At 72.3% G+C, this 20,951-nt stretch carries 17 protein-coding genes; 10 read left to right on the plus strand and 7 right to left on the minus strand.

Annotated features, from left to right (window positions below):
- The first annotated feature begins 5 nt into the window (after positions 1-5).
- The 5 genes from rimO (at position 6) to ABZ374_RS01375 (ending at position 4,734) form a co-directional block, all read left to right on the plus strand.
- Entirely contained in the window at positions 6-1,505 is a 1,500-nt protein-coding gene (gene rimO / locus ABZ374_RS01355) for a 30S ribosomal protein S12 methylthiotransferase RimO (RefSeq protein WP_360304824.1), read from the plus strand.
- A complete protein-coding gene (pgsA, locus tag ABZ374_RS01360; RefSeq protein WP_360304826.1) occupies positions 1,502-2,176 on the plus strand; it encodes a CDP-diacylglycerol--glycerol-3-phosphate 3-phosphatidyltransferase in 675 nt (224 codons plus the stop codon). The genes rimO and pgsA overlap by 4 nt, the downstream gene beginning before the upstream one ends.
- Positions 2,177-2,213: 37 nt before the next feature.
- Positions 2,214-3,491 (plus strand): CinA family nicotinamide mononucleotide deamidase-related protein, encoded by a 1,278-nt coding sequence (locus ABZ374_RS01365; protein ID WP_360304828.1) that lies wholly within the window; start codon positions 2,214-2,216, stop codon positions 3,489-3,491.
- 244 nt (positions 3,492-3,735) lie between these two features.
- Positions 3,736-4,128 carry a helix-turn-helix transcriptional regulator gene (locus tag ABZ374_RS01370; RefSeq protein WP_360304830.1) on the plus strand — a complete coding sequence of 131 codons (393 nt, stop codon included), beginning with the start codon at positions 3,736-3,738 and terminating at the stop codon, positions 4,126-4,128.
- Positions 4,129-4,260: 132 nt separating this feature from the next.
- Positions 4,261-4,734, plus strand: coding sequence for a DNA starvation/stationary phase protection protein (locus ABZ374_RS01375; RefSeq protein ID WP_360304832.1), 474 nt, complete (start codon positions 4,261-4,263; stop codon positions 4,732-4,734).
- Positions 4,735-4,806: 72 nt separating this feature from the next.
- Here ABZ374_RS01375 and ABZ374_RS01380 read toward each other — a convergent pair whose 3' ends face one another.
- The 4 genes from ABZ374_RS01380 to ABZ374_RS01395 all read right to left on the minus strand — a co-directional run bounded on the left by ABZ374_RS01380 (position 4,807) and on the right by ABZ374_RS01395 (position 11,972).
- The gene (locus ABZ374_RS01380; protein ID WP_360304834.1) at positions 4,807-5,604 is read right to left on the minus strand and encodes an SDR family NAD(P)-dependent oxidoreductase; all 798 of its coding nucleotides are present in this window, start codon (positions 5,602-5,604) and stop codon (positions 4,807-4,809) included.
- Positions 5,605-5,697: 93 nt separating this feature from the next.
- Positions 5,698-6,180: a hypothetical protein gene (locus ABZ374_RS01385; protein ID WP_360304836.1), complete on the minus strand. Its 483-nt coding sequence runs from the start codon at positions 6,178-6,180 to the stop codon at positions 5,698-5,700.
- Positions 6,177-7,010: a DNA-formamidopyrimidine glycosylase family protein gene (locus ABZ374_RS01390; RefSeq protein ID WP_360304838.1), complete on the minus strand. Its 834-nt coding sequence runs from the start codon at positions 7,008-7,010 to the stop codon at positions 6,177-6,179. The genes ABZ374_RS01385 and ABZ374_RS01390 overlap by 4 nt, the downstream gene beginning before the upstream one ends.
- Positions 7,011-7,352: 342 nt before the next feature.
- Positions 7,353-11,972, minus strand: a complete 4,620-nt coding sequence (locus tag ABZ374_RS01395) for an ATP-dependent helicase (protein WP_360304840.1) — start codon at positions 11,970-11,972, stop codon at positions 7,353-7,355.
- A 100-nt stretch (positions 11,973-12,072) separates the two neighbouring features.
- Between ABZ374_RS01395 and ABZ374_RS01400 the strand changes: the two genes are divergently transcribed.
- Together ABZ374_RS01400 and ABZ374_RS01405 are read left to right on the plus strand one after the other, a co-directional pair.
- Positions 12,073-12,270, plus strand: a complete 198-nt coding sequence (locus ABZ374_RS01400; protein WP_360304842.1) for a DUF3046 domain-containing protein — start codon at positions 12,073-12,075, stop codon at positions 12,268-12,270.
- Positions 12,271-12,406: 136 nt separating this feature from the next.
- On the plus strand, positions 12,407-13,612 hold the full coding sequence (locus tag ABZ374_RS01405; protein WP_360304844.1) for an AI-2E family transporter: 1,206 nt from the start codon (positions 12,407-12,409) through the stop codon (positions 13,610-13,612).
- Here ABZ374_RS01405 and ABZ374_RS01410 read toward each other — a convergent pair.
- A complete protein-coding gene (locus ABZ374_RS01410; RefSeq protein ID WP_360304846.1) occupies positions 13,585-14,391 on the minus strand; it encodes a site-2 protease family protein in 807 nt (268 codons plus the stop codon). The genes ABZ374_RS01405 and ABZ374_RS01410 overlap by 28 nt on opposite strands.
- 66 nt (positions 14,392-14,457) lie before the next feature.
- Positions 14,458-15,339: a 3-methyl-2-oxobutanoate hydroxymethyltransferase gene (gene panB / locus ABZ374_RS01415; RefSeq protein ID WP_360304848.1), complete on the minus strand. Its 882-nt coding sequence runs from the start codon at positions 15,337-15,339 to the stop codon at positions 14,458-14,460.
- Between the two features lie 225 nt (positions 15,340-15,564).
- Between panB and ABZ374_RS01420 the strand changes: the two genes are divergently transcribed.
- The 3 genes from ABZ374_RS01420 to ABZ374_RS01430 all read left to right on the plus strand — a co-directional run bounded on the left by ABZ374_RS01420 (position 15,565) and on the right by ABZ374_RS01430 (position 19,001).
- Positions 15,565-17,172: an MFS transporter gene (locus tag ABZ374_RS01420; protein WP_360304849.1), complete on the plus strand. Its 1,608-nt coding sequence runs from the start codon at positions 15,565-15,567 to the stop codon at positions 17,170-17,172.
- A 49-nt stretch (positions 17,173-17,221) separates the two neighbouring features.
- Positions 17,222-17,830, plus strand: coding sequence for a TetR/AcrR family transcriptional regulator (locus ABZ374_RS01425; RefSeq protein ID WP_360304851.1), 609 nt, complete (start codon positions 17,222-17,224; stop codon positions 17,828-17,830).
- A gap of 115 nt (positions 17,831-17,945) precedes the next feature.
- Complete coding sequence (locus ABZ374_RS01430; protein WP_360304853.1) at positions 17,946-19,001, plus strand: endonuclease/exonuclease/phosphatase family protein; 1,056 nt, start codon at positions 17,946-17,948, stop codon at positions 18,999-19,001.
- An 84-nt stretch (positions 19,002-19,085) separates the two neighbouring features.
- On the opposite strand, the gene ABZ374_RS01435 is transcribed toward ABZ374_RS01430, so the two are convergent.
- The gene (locus ABZ374_RS01435) at positions 19,086-20,852 is read right to left on the minus strand and encodes an NAD+ synthase (RefSeq protein ID WP_360304855.1); all 1,767 of its coding nucleotides are present in this window, start codon (positions 20,850-20,852) and stop codon (positions 19,086-19,088) included.
- Between the last annotated feature and the right edge of the window lie 99 nt (positions 20,853-20,951).

Raw genomic sequence — 20,951 nt, forward strand, 5'->3', positions numbered from 1 at the left:
CCGGCATGTCCGCCCGCGATACCACCAGCCCCGCCGCCCCGGCCGAGAGCCCCTCCGCCCTGCGCACCGTCGCCCTGGTCACCCTCGGCTGCGCCCGCAACGAGGTGGACTCCGAGGAACTCGCCGGCCGGCTCGAGGCGGACGGCTGGTCCCTCGTCGAGGACGCCGCGGACGCCTCCGTCGTCATGGTCAACACCTGCGGTTTCGTCGAGTCCGCCAAGAAGGACTCGATCGACACCGTTCTGGAGGCCGCCGACCTCAAGGGCGAGGGCCGTACCCAGGCCGTCGTCGCGGTCGGATGTCTGGCCGAACGCTACGGCGACCAGCTCGCGGGCGCGCTGCCCGAGGCGGACGCGGTGCTCGGCTTCGACGACTACGGCGACATCTCCACCCGGCTGCGCTCGATCCTCGCCGGCGACGAGCACACCTCGCACGTCCCGCGCGACCGCCGGGCGTTGCTGCCCATCACCCCGGTCGAGCGCCAGGCCGCCGCCGTCGCGGTGCCCGGTCACGGCGCCCCCGAGGACCTCCCGGAGGGCATCGCCCCCGCCTCCGGGCCGCGCGCGCTGCGCCGCCGGCTGGGCTCGGGCCCGGTCGCCTCGCTCAAGCTCGCCTCCGGCTGCGATCGCCGCTGCTCGTTCTGCGCGATCCCCTCCTTCCGCGGCTCCTTCCTCTCCCGCCGCCCCTCGGACGTGATCGCCGAGGCCCGCTGGCTGGCCGAGCAGGGTGTCCGCGAGATCGTCCTGGTCAGCGAGAACTCCACGTCGTACGGCAAGGACCTGGGCGACCTGCGCCTGCTGGAGACGCTGCTGCCGGAGCTGGCCGCCGTCGAGGGCATCGAGCGGGTCCGGGTCAACTACCTCCAGCCCGCCGAGATGCGGCCGACGCTGCTCGACGTGCTCACCGGCACCCCCGGCGTCGCGCCCTACTTCGACCTGTCCTTCCAGCACGCCTCCGAGCCGGTGCTGCGCCGGATGCGCCGATTCGGTTCGCGCGAGGCGTTCACCGCGCTCCTGGACCAGGCCCGGGCCAAGGCCCCCGAGGCGGGCGCCCGGTCGAACTTCATCGTCGGCTTCCCCGGCGAGACCGAGGAGGACGTCGACGAGCTGGAGCGCTTCCTGATCGCCGCCCGGCTGGACGCCATCGGCGTGTTCGGCTACTCGGACGAGGACGGCACCGAGGCCGCCGGCTACGCCGACAAGCTCGAACCCGACGTGGTGGCCGCCCGCGTGGAGCGGATCTCCCGACTCGCCGAGGAACTGGTCGCCCAGCGCGCCGAGGACCGGATCGGCACCGAGGTGATCGTGCTGATCGAGGAAGTCGGCGAGGACGGCACCGCCGAGGGCCACGCACACCACCAGGCGCCCGAGACCGACGGATCGACGACGGTGGTCGGCGAGGGCCTGCGGGTCGGCGATCTGGTCCGGGTCCGGGTCACCGACAGCGAGGGTGCCGACCTGCACGGAGAGGCGATCGACGTGATCGTGCCCGGGGGCGATCGGTGACGGCCGAACCGGCACCGCAGCGTCGGCGTCCGGCCGAGGCCGTCCGCGCCGCCGCGGCCAACCACCCGCCGAAGCCCGACCGCCTCGGCGACCCCACCACCTCGGTGAGCGCCTGGAACGCGGCCAACGCGCTGACCATGATGCGGGTGGCCCTGGTGCCGGTCTTCGTCGTCCTGCTGCTGCAGGACGGCGGCCACGATCCCGCCTGGCGGGCCTGGGCCTGGGCCGCGTTCACCGTCGCCAGCATCAGCGACCTCTTCGACGGCAAGCTGGCCCGGATGCACAACCTGGTCACCGACTTCGGCAAACTCGTCGATCCGATCGCCGACAAGGCGCTGATGGGTGCCGCGCTGATCAGCCTGTCCGCGCTCGGCGACCTGCCCTGGTGGGTCACCCTCGTGGTGCTCGCCCGGGAGATCGGCATCACCCTGCTGCGCTTTTGGGTGATCCGGCACGGCGTGATCCCGGCCAGCCGGGGCGGCAAGGCGAAGACCATGCTCCAGGGCGTCGCGATCGGCATGTACACACTGGTCATGACCGGCCCGCTGGCCAGCACGCGGGCCTGGGTCATGGCGGCCGCGGTGATCGTCACCGTGGTGACCGGCCTGGACTACATCGTCAAGGCCATACGACTGCGACGCGGCACGCCGGTGCCCGCCGGACAGGTCTGACGTCGGGACGGATCCCGACCACGGGGGGAGCAGGACCATGCGCGAATTGAGGATCGAACTGGTCGCGGTGGGGGACGAGTTGCTCGTCGGCGACGTGGTGAACACGAACGCGGTCACCCTCGGCCGCCGGCTCACCGCGGCCGGACTGCGGGTCACCGGCGTGTCCACCGTGGGCGACGGCCTCGACGAGATGATCGACGTGCTCACCCAGGCCGTGCGGCGTGCCGACGCGGTGCTCGTCTCCGGCGGCCTGGGCCCCACCTCCGACGACCGCACCCGCGAGGCGATCGCCGCCGTCGCGGGGGCGGCGCTGCGCCGGGACCCGGCGATCGAGGATTGGCTGCGCCGGCGCTATCAGGGCCTGAACCGCACCTTGACCGCGCTCGGCCTCCAGCAGGCCGACGTGCCCGAGGGCGGCCGCTCGTTGCCCAACCCGAACGGCAGCGCCCCGGGCGTGGCGATCTCGATCGGCGACGTACCGGTGTACGCGGTGCCCGGCCCGCCGCACGAGATGATCGCGATGGTCGAGGAGCAGGTGCTGCCCGACCTGCTGCGGCGCGCGGGCGGTGCACCGATCCGGGCCCAGCGGCAATTGCTCACCGCGTCGATCGGCGAGGGCGTGATCGCCGCGATGCTGGAACCGCTGGAGAAGGAACTCGCGATCGCGGGCGCGGTCGAGGTGGCCTACCTCGCCACCGCCGGACGGACCAGGGTCAAACTCACCGCGACCGCCCCCGGCGGGGTCGAGGCGGTCGACGCCGCCGCGTTGCGGGCCCGCGAACTGCTCGGCGGCTGTGTCTACGGCGAGGCCGGCGACACGCTGGCCGGTGTCGTGCTGGCCCTGTTGCGCGAGCACGACGCCACCGTCGCGGTGGCCGAATCGCTCACCGGCGGCCTGGTCGCCGCCGAACTGACCTCGGTGCCCGGCGCGTCCGCGAGCGTGCGCGGCTCGGTCACCGCGTACGCCACCGACCTCAAGGACTCGGTGCTCGGGGTGGACGCCGACCTGCTCGCCGCCGAGGGCGCGGTTCACCCGGACGTGGCGGCGCGGATGGCCGAGGGTGTGCGGCGGATCATGTCGGGTACCTACGGGGTGGCCACGACGGGGGTCGCCGGTCCGGATCCCCAGGACGGCAAGCCCGTGGGCACGGTATACATCGCGGTGGCCGGTCCCGAGGGAACAACCGTGCTGTCGCTGCTGTTCTCGGGCAGTCGGAGCAGGATTCGGGAGATGACCACGGTCCGCGTACTGGACCTGCTCCGGTGTGTGGTGGCGGGGTTGCCGGCCGAGCAGGATCCGGCGTGTACGGGGTGACCGGGCGCGCCGGCCGGCCGCTGGGAGCACTTCGGTCGGGAACGTGGGGGACACGCGGAAGGGCGGGCGAGGACGTGCTGCGAATCGAGGCGGGAGTGCCCCGCGAGCCCTATGGACCCTGGACACCCTCGCCGTCAAGGTTCCACGCCCTGAGTGAACAGGACCGCAAGGCGGGCACACCCGCGCGGTCGGGCAGGTACGGTGGGGCTGTGACCCCCCGAGCCGCCCTAGGAGGGAGCGACCGATGATCCTGCTCCGTCGCCTGCTGGGTGACGTGCTGCGGCGCCAGCGCCAGCGTCAGGGTCGCACCCTGCGCGAGGTTTCGTCCTCAGCCCGGGTATCCCTTGGCTACCTGTCCGAGGTCGAGCGCGGCCAGAAGGAAGCCTCGTCCGAACTGCTCGCCGCGATCTGCGACGCGCTGGACGTGCGCATGTCCGTGCTCATGCGGGAGGTCAGCGACGAGCTGGCCCTCGCCGAGCTGGCCTCGGCCGAGGCGATGCGACCGGTCCTGGAGCCGGTCGGTGCCGGTTTCACGCCGAACGAGCGCGCCGCCGCCGAACGTCAGAACAACGACCGGTCGTCGGGCACGGGCCCGATCTCCGCCGACACCGCGGTGAGCGTGGTGGTGGCGGCCTGAGGACGACGACCGAGGGTGTGCTCTTTCCCACTCGGGAGCATCGATCGGCCGATTCGGGGCATCCGGTGCCAGGTGGACCGGGTTCCCCGACCCGGCAACCGATCGACACGGATCCCGAGGAGTCGTAGCACCATGGTCGTCGTCAAGAGCCCCCTGTCCGACGAGGCGCGCAAGATCACCGGCGAGGCGCTGCAGGGCGCCCTCGTCGACCTGATAGATCTCTCGTTGGTCGCCAAGCAGACCCACTGGAATGTGGTCGGCCCACGCTTCCGCTCGATCCACCTGCAGTTGGACGAGGTGGTCGCCTCGGCGCGTACCTTCGCGGACACCGTCGCCGAACGTGCTTCGGCGATCGGGTACAACCCCGACGGCCGGGCCGCGACCATCACGGCGGGCAGCGGCGTCCCGCAGCCGGAATCCGGCTGGATCAAGGACGGCGACGTGGTCGGCTACTTCGTCGGCGTCTACGGCGCCGTGATCGAGCGCATGCGCGAGCGGATCGCGGCCACCGAGGAACCGGACCCGGTCAGCCAGGACCTGTTCATCACCATCGCCGCGGACCTGGAGAAGATGAGCTGGATGTTCCAGGCCGAGAACCAGAGCTGAGCCGATACCCGGTCTGCCGGTTCGCCCGAGCCCCGTCTCCCGTCTCGGAGGCGGGGCTTCGGCGTGGGTGGGCTACCAGGGCATCGCGACGCCGCCGTTGGGACGCAGGATCTGGCCGGTGACGAACTTGGCGGCGTCCGAGGCGAGGTAGGCGACCGCGTAGGAGATGTCGGTGGGCTCGCCGACGGCGCGCAGCGGGGTCATCCGGGCCATCGGCGCGGCCACGGCGGCCTTGCGCTCCAGATCCTCGTTGCCGTCCGCGTCGGTCCAGTGCCGGCCGGTCATCCCGGTGACGATCCAGCCCGGCGCGACCGCGTTGACCCGCACGCCGCTGGGGCCGACCTCGGTGGCCAGGGTCTTGGTCAACTGCACCACCGCGGCCTTGGCCGCGCCGTAGCACAGCAGGCCCGAGGTCGCGGTGTCCACGGCGCCGGAGGCCATGTTGACGATGCTGCCGAAGCCCTGCGCGGACATCACGCGCGCGGCGGCCCGGCAGCCGAAGAAGACGCCCTTGAAGTTGATCGCCAGGACCCGGTCGAGGTCGGCCTCCTCGGTCTCGATCACCGTGCTCGAATGCATCACCCCGGCGATGTTGGCGAGCACGTCGAGCCGGCCGTGCGCGGTGACCGCGTCGTTGATCAGCGCGTCCACCTGGGCCGCCTTGGAGGTGTCGACGCCCGCGGCGGTCGCGGCGCCGCCGGCGGCCACGATCGCCTTCGCGGTCTCCCGGGCCCCCGCTTCGTGGATGTCCGCGCAGACCACGGTCGCGCCCAGGTCGGCCAGCACCTCGGCGCTGGAGCGGCCGATGCCGGATGCCGCGCCGGTGACGACGGCGACTCGGCCGGTCAGATCGAGGGCTTCACGAAACACGGTTGGCCTCCCGGCGCTAGGCGTGCACAGCGCGCCGACCGTACGAGCCATCTGACGAACAGTCAATAAAGGTGCGCGGCAAGGAGATCGGTGTCACCGCAGGCCCTCCTTTCGATGGCACCAGCGGTGTGTGGCGCCGCCGAAGGGGAAGATCCCGTTCGCCGCGAGGGCGTCACACGGGTCGGTCCGCACCGGATTCGACCCCCGCTGGGATCCGGTCCCGCCGGAGCGGGGCGGGCGGGCCGCGCCGGATTCGGCCCGGGGGCGCGGGCGGGTGGTGCGCGGCGGATCCGGGTCCGCGGCGGGGTCGGCCGCGGGCGTCCCGGTCCCGTCCTCGGCGTCGGTTTCGGCGTTGGCTTCGGCTTCGGTCGAGCCGCCCGCCATCTCGGTGATCGCCGGCGCGGGCTCCGCCGGGAGCGCGGCGGCGGCGGGGGCGGGTGCGACCGGTGGGGCCGGAGCCGCCACCGGTGCCGGCGGGCGCGGCGTCGGGTCCGGCGCGGCCACTCGGGTACAACCGACCGAGGCCGACAGCAGGATGGGCAACACCAGGGCGGGCACGATCCGGGACGCGGTCATGCCCTGTACGACGAACCGCCCGGGTATCGGTCACCGGGTGTACCTCCATCGGGTGACGGCTGGCAGCGCGGGCACCAGTACGTCACCCGCGGCGGATCCCCCAGGTCGGCGCGCCGGATCGAACCGCCGCAGCGCGCGCACGGGCGACCGCCGCGCCCGTAGACCCAGTGCCGGCGACCCGGCCGGGTGTCGCCCGTGGTGACGTGCCCGACCCGGTCGCGGTTGGCGTTCAGCGCACGATGCGCCAGGGTCGCCCACGCGTGCGGATCGCCCGCCGCGGCCACCGGGGTCCAGGGGGCGACGCCGCGCAGGAAGCACAACTCCACCCGGTACACATTGCCGAGGCCGGCCAGGTTGCGCTGGTCCAGGAGCGCGTCACCGATCGGCCGGCCCGGCCGGGCGGCCAGCCGGCGGGCGGCCTCGTCCGGATCCCAGTCCGGGCCGAGCGGATCCGGCCCCAGGTGGCCGACCACGGTCGACTCCTCGGCGGTGCGCACCAACTCGACCACGGGCATCCGCATCCCGACCACGGTCTGCGCCGCGTTGGCCAGCACCAGCCGGATCGCGTGCCAGGGACGCGGGAGCGGGCGCGGGCCGGTGGGCTGGATCTCCCAGGTGCCGTCCATCCGCAGGTGGGTGTGCAGCGTGAGGTCGCCCTCGATCCGGGTCAGCAGGTGTTTGCCGCGCGGGACCACCGCCAGTACCGAACGCCCGGTCAGATCCACGGTCGCCAGCCGGGGCACCCGGAAGTCGGTCACGGTCAGCGGGCGGTCCACCAGGGCCGCACGCAGCCGCCGCGCCGCCTGATACACGCTGTCGCCTTCGGGCATTCCACCATTGTCCCGGGTGTCGTCGTCCCCGGGAGACGGGGCCGAGCCCGGGGCCGGCCCTCCGAGTCCCCCCGGACCCGTCGGTGCGGCCGAACCCCGGGGGTCGCGGCGCCGCAGGTGTGGCGGCCCGGAAACCGACGTCGCGAGCGCGCGGCCAGGAACACGCCCGCGACGCCGGATCCGAGTACGTCCGACCGTGACGCGTGCAGGGTCGCCACGGGCGGATGGTGCCGGTCGACTCCGTCGGGATCCCTCCCGGCGTCGCCTTCCGTGACCACGATCCTGCTCGATGTACATGACCGGGGTGTTTCGCGGACCGGGCGCTCGTGTAACGAAACGGTGTCACCCTCGCAGGCGCAGCCCCCTGGGGGTGGCGTGGAACCCGGCCGCCTCCAGCGCCTTGCCCAGCGAGGAGGTCAGCACCTCGGCGCCGTCCGCCTTCTCCACCGTCAGTTTGCCCAGCGCGCCGGCGCGCACCGCGGCGGCCAGCGCCTCGGCCGCCGGGCCCACCCGGTCCGGGTCGTCGGTCCAGGACAACAACGTGCGTCCGCCGCGCTCGATGTACAGGATCGGCTCGCCGTCGAGCAGGATCACCAGCGCACCGGCCTTGCGGCCCGGCCGGTGCCCGCCCGCGCTCTCCCCGGGCCGGTCCGGCCAGGCCAGCGCGGCGCCGTACGGGTTGGCCGGGTCGGCGGCGGCCAGCACCACCGCGCCGGGCAACTCGTGCGGCTCACGGCGCTCGCTCGCGCCCTGCAACGCGCGCAGCCGGTCCACCGCGCCGTCGGCGGCGAACTGGGCGGCGCCCAGACCCTCCACGAAGTAGCCCCGGCGGACCCGACCGCCGTCCTCGAACACGCTCAGCACCTTGTAGGCCGCGGCGAAGCCGCCCGGGCTGCCCTCGGCGACCACCGCGCCGCGGGTGACCACGCCGTGCCGGTCCAGGAGCGTCTCGGCCAACGCGTGCGCCCGCCGGGTGGGGTCGGGCTCGACCACCGGGGCCAGCGACCAGCGGCCGGCCACCGTCGGTGGCCCACCGCGAACGGCCGCCACCGGCCGCCCTCGACTCAGGCCCGCGTACCGCCCGCGCGGGGTCGCCCGCCGGGCCCGGTGCGCGGTCGAGCCGGACGTGCGTCCCGAGCCGAGCAGCGCGCGCAGCGGGGTGAGCGTGTCGCCGGTGACCTGCCCGGACCACACCAGGTCCCACAGCGCCTCGGCGATCGCCGCCTCCGACGCCGGGGTCGGCAGTTCCAGCCGCTCGGCGAGCTGCCGGAAGAACAGCGCGTAGCCACCGGCCAGCGCGGCCAGGATCGCGGTGTGCAGCGGCGTCGTCTCCAGCGGCACCGGCGGCGGGAGCAGATACGGCGCGGCGTCCGCGAGATAGAGCGAGAGCCAACCGTCCTTGCCCGGCAGCGCGCCGTGTCCGGCCCACAGCACCTCGCCGGCCGCACACAGCTCGTCCAGCATCGCGGGGTGGTAGTCGACCACCCGCGTGGGCAACACCAGCTTCTCCAGCGCGGAGGCCGGCACGCTCGCCCCCTGGAGTTGCTCGACCACCCGAAGCAGACCGTCCGGGCCGCGCACCCCGCTCGCGCCCACGCCCTGCCACACGGTCAGGAACCGGGCCAGCGCGACCGGCGGCACCGGCTCGACCTCGTGCCGCAGCGCCGCCAGCGAGCGCCGGCGCAACATCCGCAACACTTCCGCACCGCACCACTCCAGGCCGGAGCCGCCGGGGCGGAACTCGCCGGAGACCACCTGCCCGCTCGCGGCCAGCCGCTCCAGCGTGCCCGTGGTCACCGCGACCCCCAAGCCGAAGCGGGCGGCGGCATCGCCCGCCCGGAACGGCCCGTGCGTGCGGGCGTAGCGGGCCAGCAGATCGCCCAGCGGATCCTTGACCGGCTCGGTGAACGCCTCGGGCACGCCGACCGGCAGCGGAGTGCCCAGCGCGTCGCGCAGCCGGCCGGCGTCCTCGATGCCCGCCCAATGCTCCTCACCCGCGATCCGCACCCGGATCACCCGACGCGCGTCCGCCAGGCCGGTCAGCCAATCGAGCTCGAACGCGTCCGTGCCGCGCGCCGCGACCTCGGCCGTGGTCAGCGGTCCGAGCAGCCGCAACAGGTCGGCGACCCCCTCCGCGTCCCGCACCCGGCGGTCCTCGGCGAGCCGCTGCAACTCGGCCTCGGTGCGGGCCAGCACCTCCGGGTCGAGCAGTTCGCGCAACTCGGCCTGGCCGAGCAGCTCGGCCAACAGCCGCGAGTCCAGCGCGAGCGCCGCCGCCCGACGTTCCGCGAGCGGCGAGTCGCCCTCGTACATGAACTGCGCGACGTAGCCGAACAGCAGCGAGCGGGCGAACGGCGAGGGCTCGGTCGTGGTGACCTCGACGATGCGCACCGCGCGGGTGGCGATGTCGCGCATCAGGCCGGTCAGGCCGGGCACGTCGAACACGTCCTGGAGGCACTCGCGCATCGTCTCCAGGACGATCGGGAACGAGCCGTACTCACTGGCCACCGCGAGCAGTTGGGCCGAGCGCCGGCGCTGTTGCCACAGCGGGGTACGGCGGCCCGGCATCCGGCGCGGCAGCAGCAGCGCGCGGGCCGCGCACTCGCGGAAGCGGGACGCGAACAGCGCCGAACCACCCACCTCGGCGGTCACCAGGGGTTCCACCTCGGCCTCCTCGAACACCGCGAAGTCCGGTGGCAGCGCCCCCGCCGCGAGGTCGTCGGAGGACTCCCCGAAGGACTGGTCACCGAAGGGCAGCCCGCTGTCCGGCAGCCGCAGCACGATCCCGTCGTCACCGTGCATGGTCTGCACGTCGAGCCCGGTGCGCTCGCGCAGTCGGGCCGAGATGGCCAGCGCCCACGGCGCGTGCACCTGGGCGCCGAACGGCGAGTGCACCACGACCCGCCAGTCGCCCAGTTCGTCGCGGAAGCGCTCGACCACGATCGTGCGGTCGTCCGGGATGTGGCCGCACGCCTCGCGCTGCTCGCCCAGGTAGCCGAGCAGGTTGTCCACCGCCCACGGGTCCAGGCCCGCGGCGGCCACCCGCTCGCGGGCCCGCTCGGCCGGCAACGCGCCCACCTCGCGCACGAAGGCGCCGAGCGCGCGGCCCAGTTCCACCGGCCGCCCCAGCGCGTCGCCGTGCCAGAACGGCAGCTTGCCCGGCACTCCGGGGGCGGGCGAGACCAGCACCTTGTCGTGGGTGATGTCCTCGATCCGCCACGACGAGGTGCCCAGCGTGAACACGTCGCCCACGCGCGACTCGTAGACCATCTCCTCGTCCAGCTCGCCGACCCGCGACTTCGCGTCGCCGGCGACCAGGAACACGCCGAACAGGCCGCGGTCGGGGATGGTGCCGCCGGAGGTGACCGCGAGCCGCTGGGCGCCGGGGCGGGCGGAGAGCACGCCGCCGACCCGGTCCCACACGATGCGCGGGCGCAGTTCGGCGAACGCGTCCGAGGGGTAGCGGCCGGCGAGCATGTCCAGGGTCGCCTCGTAGGCCGACGCGGGCAGCGCGGCGAACGGCGCGGCCCGGCGGATCAGCGCGAGCAGCGCGTCCACGTCGCGGTCCTCGATCGACACCATCGAGACGATCTGCTGGGCCAGCACGTCCAGCGGGTTGCGCGGCCCGCGCACCGACTCGATCGCCCCCTCGCGCATGCGCTCGGTGACCACCGCGGTCTGCACCAGGTCGCCGCGGAACTTGGGGAAGATCACCCCGCGCGAGATCGCCCCGACCTGGTGCCCGGCCCGGCCCACCCGCTGGAGGCCCGAGGCCACCGAGGGCGGCGACTCGACCTGGACGACCAGGTCCACCGCGCCCATGTCGATGCCCAACTCCAGGCTGGAGGTGGCCACCACGGCGGGCAGGCGACCGGCCTTGAGGTCTTCTTCCACCTGGGCCCGCTGCTCCTTGGACACCGAGCCGTGGTGGGCGCGCGCGAGCAGCGCGGGGGCGCCCCGACTGCTGCCCGCCTGGGCCATCAGCTCGGCCGGCGACGAGTCCTTCGGCAGTTCCTCGCCGGTGGCCCGCTCGTAGGCGATCTCGTTCAGCCGGCCGCACAACCGCTCGGCCAGGCGGCGTGAATTGGCGAACACGATGGTCGAGCGGTGGGCCTGGATCAGGTCGACGATGCGTTCCTCGACGTGCGGCCACACCGAGGTCCTGCGCTCGTTGCCGGCCTCGTCGAAGTCGCCGCTGCCGGCGCCGAGCTCGCCCATGTCCTCGACCGGGACCACGACCGAGAGCTCGAACGTCTTGGTGGCCGGCGGCTGGACCACGTGCACGTCGCCGGTCGAACGCATCCAGCGGGCCACCTCCTCGACCGGGCGCACGGTCGCGGACAGGCCGATCCGGCGCGCCGGGCGATCGAGGAGTTCGTCCAGCCGCTCCAGGGTCAGCGCCAGGTGCGCGCCGCGCTTGGTGCCGGCGACCGCGTGCACCTCGTCCACGATCACCGTGTCCACCCCGCGCAGCGCCTCGCGGGCCTGCGAGGTGAGGATCAGGAACAGCGACTCGGGGGTGGTGATCAGGATGTCCGGCGGCTTCGTGGCGAAGCGACGTCGATCGGCCGCCGGGGTGTCGCCGGAGCGCACGCCCACGGTGACCTCGGGCTCGGGCAGGCCCAGCCGCACGGACGCCTGCCGGATGCCGGTGAGCGGGCTGCGCAGGTTGCGCTCGACGTCGACCGCGAGCGCCTTGAGCGGCGAGATGTACAACACCCGACAGCGCCGGCGCGGATCGGCCGGCACCGGTTCGGCGGCGAGCCGGTCCAGCGCGGACAGGAACGCCGCGAGCGTCTTGCCGGACCCGGTCGGCGCGACCACGAGCGCGTCCTTGCCCTCGGCGATGGCGCGCCAGGCGCCCTCCTGGGCCCGGGTCGGCGCGTGGAAGGCACCGGTGAACCATTCCCGGGTGGCGGGGGAGAAGCCGGCCAGGACCGAAGCGGGGTCGTCATGTGGCATAACTCCCCATGGTGCCGGGTGGCTCGGACATTCGCGTCGGGGACATTCGGGCGCCGGGCGGGGCGACCGCGCACGTCGCCGCTACCGGGATACTGGTCGCATGGGACTCACCGACTTCTGGCGACGCATGCGCGCCCACTTCGGCGACTCGTACGCCGAGTCCTTCGCCCGCGACCACGTGATGTCCGAGCTGGGTGGCCGGACCGTGCACGAGGCGTTGGCCGCGGGCATCGAGGCCAAGGACGTCTGGCGCGGCGTGTGTGTCTCGATGGACCTGCCGACGACCAAGCGGGCCTGATCCGGCCGGCCCGGGCGCGGGCGGCTCGGGCACACGCGGCGGCGCACCCAAGCGGACATAGCGTGACGCTCTAGGCTCTTCCTGTCATTCGACATGCATCGCGACACAGTGGTGCGGGAGAGTACAGGGAGCCCATGTGACCCCACCCGACACACCTGCGACGCGGCTCACCTCGCGCGATCGCATGCCGTCGTGGTTGCCGCGGGCCGTGTTCATGATCCTGGCGATGATCGCGGGCTTTCGGCTGCTCGGCTGGACGCTGGCACACCTGCGCTCGCTGCTGATCGACCTGTTGCTGGCGTTCTTCCTCGCCCTGGCCTTCGAGCCGGCCGTGGACCGGTTGGCCCGGCGCGGGATGCGCCGCGGCGTGGCCACCGCCATCGCCTTCGTGGTGGTCTTCCTGGCCTGCGCCGGGTTCCTGGCGGTGGTGGGCTCGCTGCTGGTGGACCAGGTGGTGGCGTTCGCCCGGAATCTGCCCGACTACCTCGACGACCTGGTCGCCTGGGTGAATCGCACGTTCGGCACCGACCTGACGGTGGAGAAGATCCAGGGCGACATCTTCAAGGACTCCGGCACCGTCCAGGGCTACGCCGAGCGGGTGGCGAACAACGCGCTCGGCCTGTCCGCGAAGATCGTGGCCGGTTTGTTCGAGATGTTCACCATCGCGCTGTTCACCTTCTACTTCACCGCCGAGGGCCCGCGGATGCGCCGCGCGGTGTGCTCGCTGCTGCCGCCGGAGCGGCAGGCCGAGGTGCTGCGCGGGTGGGAGATCGCGATCGACAAGACCGGCGGATATCTGTATTCGCGTGCCGCGCTCGCGCTGATCTCGGCGTTCGCGCACTACATCGCCTTCCTGGTGCTCGAGGTGCCGTACGCGGTCCCGCTGGCGTTGTGGGTCGGGCTGATCTCGCAGTTCGTGCCGACCGTGGGCACCTATATCGCGATCGTGTTGCCCGCGTTGATCGCGTTGACGGTGAGCCCGTTGACCTCGCTGTGGGTGGTGTTGTTCGCGACCGCCTACCAGCAGTTCGAGAACTACCTGCTGCATCCGCGGATCACCGCCCGCACGGTGGAGATCCACCCGGCGCTCGCGTTCGGCGCGGTGATCGGCGGCGCCGCGCTGTTGGGCGCGGTGGGCGCGTTGATCGCGATCCCGCTCGCGGCCACCGGACAGACCTTCGTGGGCAGCTATCTGCACCGCTACGAGATCCCCGAGCATCGACTGACGCCGGACGAGAGTCGGCCCCCGCGCGGCCCGGGGCCGCTCACCCGGATGTGGCGGCGCGTGCGGGACGAGCACGGTCGCGCGGACCGTCAGGACCAGAAGCGGAACAACCGGTAGCCGTCGCTCGCCAGGAACGGCGACACGTCCAGCGCGTCGGTGACGTGGTCGATCACGTCGTAGAACCAGCCGTTGACCGACGGCGACCACAACAGCGCGAACAGGAACAGGATCGCGTAGGGCGCGTACGGCGCGATCGCCCGGCGGAAGTCGTACGGCAACCAGGGCTCGATCACCCCGTAGCCGTCCAGGCCGGGCACCGGCAGCAGGTTGAGCACCGCCGCGATCACCTGGAGCTGGATCAGGAACGAGAACGCGGCGGTGAAGGTCGGGCTCGCGCCGTCCACCGCGCCGGAGGACAGCAGCAGTGCGAGGACGATCGCCAGCACCGCGTTGGTCAGCGGTCCGACCGCCGACACCAGGCTGTTGCGCGCCCGACCCCGGATCGCCGAACGATCCAGGTAGACCGCGCCGCCGCTGAGCGGGATGCCGCCGAGCAGCACGAAGATCGTCGGCAGGATGAAGGACAACAGCGGATCGCTGTACTTGAGCGGGTCCAGGGTCAGGTAGCCCTTGCCCACCACGCTGTGGTCGCCCGAGCGCAACGCGGCGAACGCGTGCGCGAATTCGTGCAGGCACAACGACACCAACCAGCCGGACATCACCAGCAGGAAGACCCCGGTCCGGGTGGCCGCCTCCGAGGTGCCGTCGTCGTGCCACGTGTACCAGGTCGACGCGGCGCAGACCGCGACTATCGCGAGGAAGATCGGGCTCGGCCGCACGTGGCGCAGCGAGCCGGCCGCCGGGCGGCGACCGTAATCTCCGTAGGGGTGCGTCACGAACTGCTCCAGATGCGCGGAAGGGCCGTACGACCGGGAGTTCGATCGTACGGCCCGCCGGGACACTCAGTGGAAGGTGTGTTCCGGGCCCGGGTAGACGCCGCCCACCACTTCGCCCGCGAAGGCCTTCGCCGCGTCGCCGAGCGTCGCGCGCAGGTCGACGTACTGCTTGACGAACTTGGCCGTGTGGCCGGTGGTCATGCCGGCCATGTCGGTCCACACCAGCACCTGGGCGTCACAGCGCACGCCCGCGCCGATGCCGACGGTGGGGATGTCCAGCAGGTCGGTCACGCGCGCGGCCAGTTCCTCCGGCACACACTCCAGGACCACCGCGAACGCGCCCGCGGCCTGCATCGTCTTGGCGTCCGCGATCAACTGCTCGGCGCTCTCCGCGTCCCGGCCCTGCACCCGGTAGCCGCCGAAGGCGTGCACCGACTGCGGGGTGAGCCCGAGGTGGGCCATCACCGGCACGCCCGCGGCCACCAGTGCCTCGACCTGGCGGGCCGAACGTTGCCCACCCTCCAGCTTGACCGCGCCGGCGCCGGCCTCCTTGAGCAGCCGCACGCCGTTGCGCAGGGCCTGCTCGGGGGATTCCTGGTACGAGCCGAACGGCAGGTCGGCCACCACCAGCGCGCGTCGGGTGCCGCGCACGACCGCGGCGGTGAGCATCACCAACTGGTCCATCGTGACCGGCACGGTGTTCTCGTAGCCGAGGTGGTTGTTGCCGGCCGAGTCGCCGACCAGGAGGACCGGGATGCCCGCGTCGTCGAATACCGAGGCGATCATCGCGTCGTACGCGGTCAGCATCGGCCAGCGCTCGCCGGCCTGCTTCGCACGGGCGAGGTCGCGCACGGTGACCCGGCGCCCGGTGCCCTCTCCGCCGTACAGGGTCAGTCCCGGACCCTCGGTCGAAGCGGCTATCGACTGTGCGGAGTTGTTGCTGGACATGGTGTTCTCCCGACTCGAGGCGCTCGGACGGCGTCCCCGGACAACGCCATGGTGACACGCGCCGTAACAGGACAACAGGGGAGTCCCGCGCCGGATTCCGCGTGATCGCCGGGTCCGACATTTGCCGAGGCTTTGCAATACGAGACGGTCTCGTTTCGTAAAGTGCCCCTAGCCTGTGAGGCAACCCATACAAGTCATACGTGCACGACGAATCGAGCTTCACCCGTGACTTCAGCGAACGTTCCCCCCACCCGTACGGTCGACGAGCACATACATCGGCGCCGCTGGGCCATCCTCGGCGTGCTGGTGATCAGCCTGCTGGTCGTCGTTCTCGACAACTCGATCCTCAACGTCGCGATCAAGACGATCGCCGACCCGGACAAGGGCCTGGGCTCCACCCAGAGCGAGCTCCAGTGGGCGATCAACTCCTACACCCTGGTGTTCGCCGGCCTGTTGTTCACCGCGGGCATCCTGGGCGACCGCTTCGGTCGCAAGCGCACCCTGCTGTTCGGCATGGTGGTCTTCGGCCTGGCCTCGCTGCTCTCCGCGTACTCGCAAAGCCCCGAGCAGCTGATCGCCGCCCGCGCGGTGATGGGCTTCGGCGGCGCGTTCGTGATGCCCGCCACCCTGTCCATCATCAGCAACGTCTTCGAGCCGCAGGAGCGCGCCAAGGCGATCGGCATCTGGTCCGGCGCGGTCGGTCTGGCGATCGCGATCGGCCCGATCACCGGCGGCGTGCTGCTCGACCACTTCTGGTGGGGCTCGGTCTTCCTGATCAACGTCCCGATCGTGCTGGTCGGCATCGTCGCGATGTTGCTCCTGGTGCCGGACTCGCGCGATCCCAAGCCCGGCCGGCTCGACCCGATCGGGGTCGTGTTGTCCATCGCGGGTCTGGTCTCGCTGGTCTACGGCATCATCCGCGGCGGCGACGCGGGTTGGGGGAGCGCGGAGGTGCTCGGCACCATCGTGCTCGGTCTGCTGATCCTCGGCTTCTTCGTGTGGTTCGAAAAGCGCAGCGACCACCCGGCCCTGGACGTCAAGTTCTTCCGCGACCCGGCCTTCTCCGCCGCGGCCGGTGCGATCGGCCTGGTCTTCTTCGCGCTCATGGGCGTGACCTTCTTCATGGCCTTCTACCTGCAGAGCGTGCGCGGCTACACCCCGCTGCAGACCGGTCTGCTGCTGCTCCCGCTGGCGATCGCGCAGCTGATGTTCTCGGCGCGCAGTTCGGGAATGGTCAAGCGGTTCGGCGTGCGCGCGGTCACCACCGGCGGCATGCTCGTGGTCGGCCTGAGCTTCCTGTCCTTCCTGTGGATGGATCGCACCTCGCCGATCTGGATCCTGTGCGTGGTGTTCTTCTTCCAGGGCGCCGGCATGGCGCACGTGATGCCGCCGGCCACCAACTCGATCATGTCCTCGCTGCCGCGCGAGAAGGCCGGCGCCGGTTCCGCGGTCAGCAACACCGTGCGTCAGGTCGGCGGCGCGCTCGGCGTGGCGATCCTGGGCTCGGTGTTGTCCTCGGTCTATCGGGACCGGATCTCCGGCGACCTGGACAAGCTGCCGCCGAACGTGCCCAAGGGCCCGGCCGGCGACTCGGTCGAGGCGACCCTCTCGGTGGCCGGTCGACTCGGCGACAAGGGGGCGGCGCTCGTGGATCCGGCCAAGGACGGTTTCATCGAGGCCATGCACGCGGCCTCCATCGGATCCGCCGTGGTGGGTCTGATCGGCGCGGTCGTGGTGTTCCTGTGGATGCCGCGCCCCGCGGCCGGGCAGACTGCCCCCGAGGCGGGCCGAGCCGATTCGTCCGCCGAGGAACAGCGCTCCGCGAAGGTCTGACATGCAGCCTGCGACATCCGAAACAACGACCGATCCCCTGGTCGACCCCATGGCCGACCCCGGTACGGCGGACAAGCCGCGCCGGGGTCGGCCGCGCAGCGAGGAGGCCGAACGGGCGATTTTGGAGGCCACCCTTCGCCTGCTCGACGAGCACCGCAGCATCGCCGCCATCTCGGTCGAGGCGGTGGCCCAGGAGGCGGGGGTGGGCAAGGCCACCATCTACCGCCGCTGGCCGGGGAAGGAGGCGCTGATCGTCGCGGCGGTCGAGGCCGCGGAGGCGCTGCCGGCGGTGCTGACGGGCCGGTCGCTGCGCGAGGACCTGGTGCTGGTGCTGGAGAACATGCGCCTGCAGGCGATCGACAAGCGCGGCGACGGGCTGATGGGCATGGTCACGGGCGAGATGCGCAGGCATCCGGAGTTGTCCCGGCGCTATCACGAGGTGGTCGTGGAGAAGCGCCGGGCGATTTTGCGCGGGCTGTTGCAGCGCGGCGTCGATTCCGGCGAGTTGCGGGCCGACCTGCCGGTGGAGGTCCTGATGGACCTGGTCACGGGGCCCATACTGGTACGCAAGCTCGTCCGGGAGAACGCAAGTCTGGAGCCGGAGCTGCCGGGCCAGATCGCGGACGCGCTGCTCGGCGGGATTCGCGCTCGCTCCTGAGCCCATAGGGAACCTATCGGCCGCTTTCCGGCGTCCGTTTCGACGTAGGCGACGTTTTGTTCGTACGTTGACGCGGACACAGTCGGGACTCGTACCTGGGACTTCAGGAGGCAGCATGACGTGGCCCACCACGACGGACACCGGAGCCGAGCCGCAACCGGCCGGCGACGGGAGTCCGCGGCGCGGGTCGCGATGGTCGTGGGAGCGGATCCGCGAGGACGCGGTGCGGATCTGGCGCACCCCGCCGTGGCGCCGCGGCCGGGTGATCGCGGTGTTCGCGGTCCTGGCCACCCTCCCGCTCGCGTTCCACCGGCTGGTGCCCAACACGCCGGGCAACTGGGGCAGCTTCGTGGAGACCTTCCTGCCCTGGGGCGGCCTGGTGATCCCGGTGCTGCTGGCCTGCGCGGCGATTCGTCGCTCGTGGACCGCGGTCGCCGCGACCATGTTGCCGATCCTGGTCTGGGTGACCATGTTCGGCGGCTTCTTCCTGCCCGGTCGCGGCGGCGGCCCGCACGACCTGCGGGTGGTCAGCCACAACGTCAACGCGGGCAACCCGGACCCGGCCGGCACCGCCCGCTCGCTGCTGGGCGCGAACGCGGACGTCATCGCGCTGGAGGAACTGCCCGAGGGCGCCTGGAAGTTGTACAACGCGGTGCTCAAGGACCGATACCCGAACGTGCAGCACGAGGGCACGGTCGCGGTGTGGACCACGGCCCGCTTCCCGATGAGCAAGGCCGAGGCGGTCGACGTCGGGATGGGTTTCACCCGCGCGCTGCGCACGGTGATCACGACGCCCAAGGGCGACGTCCCGTTCTACGCCGTGCACCTGGCGTCGGTGCGCTTCGGCCCGAGCGGCTTCACCGTCGGCGATCGCAACCGCACGATCGATCGACTCGCCCAGGCGCTCGCGGTGGAGACCGCGCCGCACGTGGTGTTGGCCGGCGACCTGAACGGGACCACCGACGACCGCGCGCTGCGACCGGTCACCCGCTTCCTGACGGACGCGCAGGACTCGGCCGGCACCGGGATGGGCTTCACCTGGCCCGAGTCGTTCCCGATGGCCGCGATCGACCACATCATGTACCGCGGGATGGCCGCCGCGGACGCCAAGGTGCTGGGCAGCACGTCGAGCGACCACATGCCGGTCCAGGCGGACCTGCGCCTGCGCTGAGCCGACACGAGCAGGGCCCGACCGCCGTCGGCCGGGCCCTGCCGGTTTGTCCGCCGCCCGCTCGGTCCGGGGTCGGCGCCGTGCTCAGCCGCTCTCGCGCCACCGGTTGGTGATCGGCAGCCGCCGGTCCCGGCCGAACGCCTTGAGCGAGATCTTGGTGCCCGGCGGATACTGCCGACGCTTGTACTCGGCGGTGTCCACCAGCTTGAGGACGCGGTCCACCATCGCCGGCTCGAAACCCGCGGCCACGATCTCGTCGCGACCGATGTCCCGCTCGACGTAGTCGTCCAGGATGTCGTCGAGCAGTTCGTACGGCGGCAGCGAGTCGCTGTCGACCTGGCCCGGGCTCAACTCGGCGCTCGGCGGCTTGGTGATCGAGTTCTCCGGGATCGGGGCGGGCTCGCCGCGCCGCTCGGCCTCCGCGTTGCGCCACCGCGCCAACCGCCACACCACGGTCTTGGGCACGTCCTTGATCGGCGCGAAACCGCCCACCGCGTCGCCGTAGAGGGTGGAGTATCCGCAGGCCAGTTCGCTCTTGTTGCCGGTGGCCAGGACCAGATGGCCCTCCTGGTTGGACAGGCCCATCAAGGTGGTGCCGCGCACCCGCGCCTGGAGGTTCTCCTCGGCCGGACCGGTCAGCGCGAGCGCGTTCAGGTAGGCGTCCACCATCGGTGCGATCGGGATTCGGCGATGGTCGAGCCCGATGCGTTCGGCGCTGTCGGCCGCGTCCGTCTCGGAGTGCGCGGAGGAGTAGCTGCTCGGCATCGAGATGCCGTGGACGTTGGGGCCGCCCACCGCGTCGGCCGCGATCGCCGCGACCAGGGCCGAGTCGATCCCGCCGGACAGGCCCAACAACACCGATTCGAAGCCGTTCTTGACCACGTAGTCGCGCAGCCCCAGGACCAGCGCGCCGTAGATCTCCGCGTCGTCCGACAGGGCGGGGGCGATCGAGGGCTCGACGGCGGGCGCGGGCACCGGCGCGGCGTGCTCGGTGACGATCACCTGCCGGATGGTCAGGCCGTCGGCCACCACGTCGCCCGTGCCGTACACGCTGTCGTCCACGGTGTGCTCGGGCAGCTCCAGGTCGGCGATCAGCAACTCCTCGCGGAACCGCGCGGCGCGCGAGAGCACCCGTCCCTCGGCGTCCACGATCAGCGAGTCGCCGTCGAAGACCAGCTCGTCCTGGCCGCCGAAGGCGTTGACGTAGGCGAGGGCGCAGTCGGCCTCGCGGGCGCGGCGGCGTACCAGTTCCAGGCGCGAGTCGTCCTTGCTCAGCTCGTACGGCGAGGCGTTGATCGACAGCAGCAGGCCGACCCGCGCGGCGCGCGCGGCGGCCACCGGGCCGCCCTCCTGCCACAGGTCCTCGCAGACGGCGATCGCGATGTCGACCCCGCCGATTTGGACGACCAGGAGCCCATCGCCGGGGACGAAGTAGCGGTATTCGTCGAAGACGCCGTAGTTGGGCAGGTGGTGCTTGGCCGAGCGGGCCACGATCCGGCCGCCGTGCAGCACCGCGACCGCGTTCTGCGGCGCCCCGGCCGGGCGGCCCAGCCGCGGTGTGGACATGTCGCAGCGGTCGAGGTGGCCCACCACGACGGTCACCTCGCCCAGCCCCTCGGCGGCCAGGCGGGCCGCGAGCGCCTCCAGCGCGCGTCGCGACGCCTGGACGAAGGACGAGCGCAGGGCCAGGTCCTCGACCGGGTATCCGGTGAGTGCCATCTCCGGGAAGGCGACGAGCGACGCGCCGCGGTCGGCCGCCGACCGGGTGCGGCCGAGGATCAGTTCGGCGTTGCCTTCGAGGTCGCCGACCGTGGGGTTGATCTGGGCGAGGGCGATGCGAATCCGGGTCACCCGATGCAATGTACCCGACCTTGACGTCAAAGTGACGAATAAGCCGTAAGTGTCGACGCCGCGCCGCGCGGACCCCCACCCAGGGTGCCGTGGCGGCTG

The sequence above is a fragment of the Embleya sp. NPDC005971 genome (genome assembly GCF_040629175.1).
In the GTDB taxonomy this organism is placed as follows: Bacteria; Actinomycetota; Actinomycetes; order Streptomycetales; family Streptomycetaceae; genus Embleya.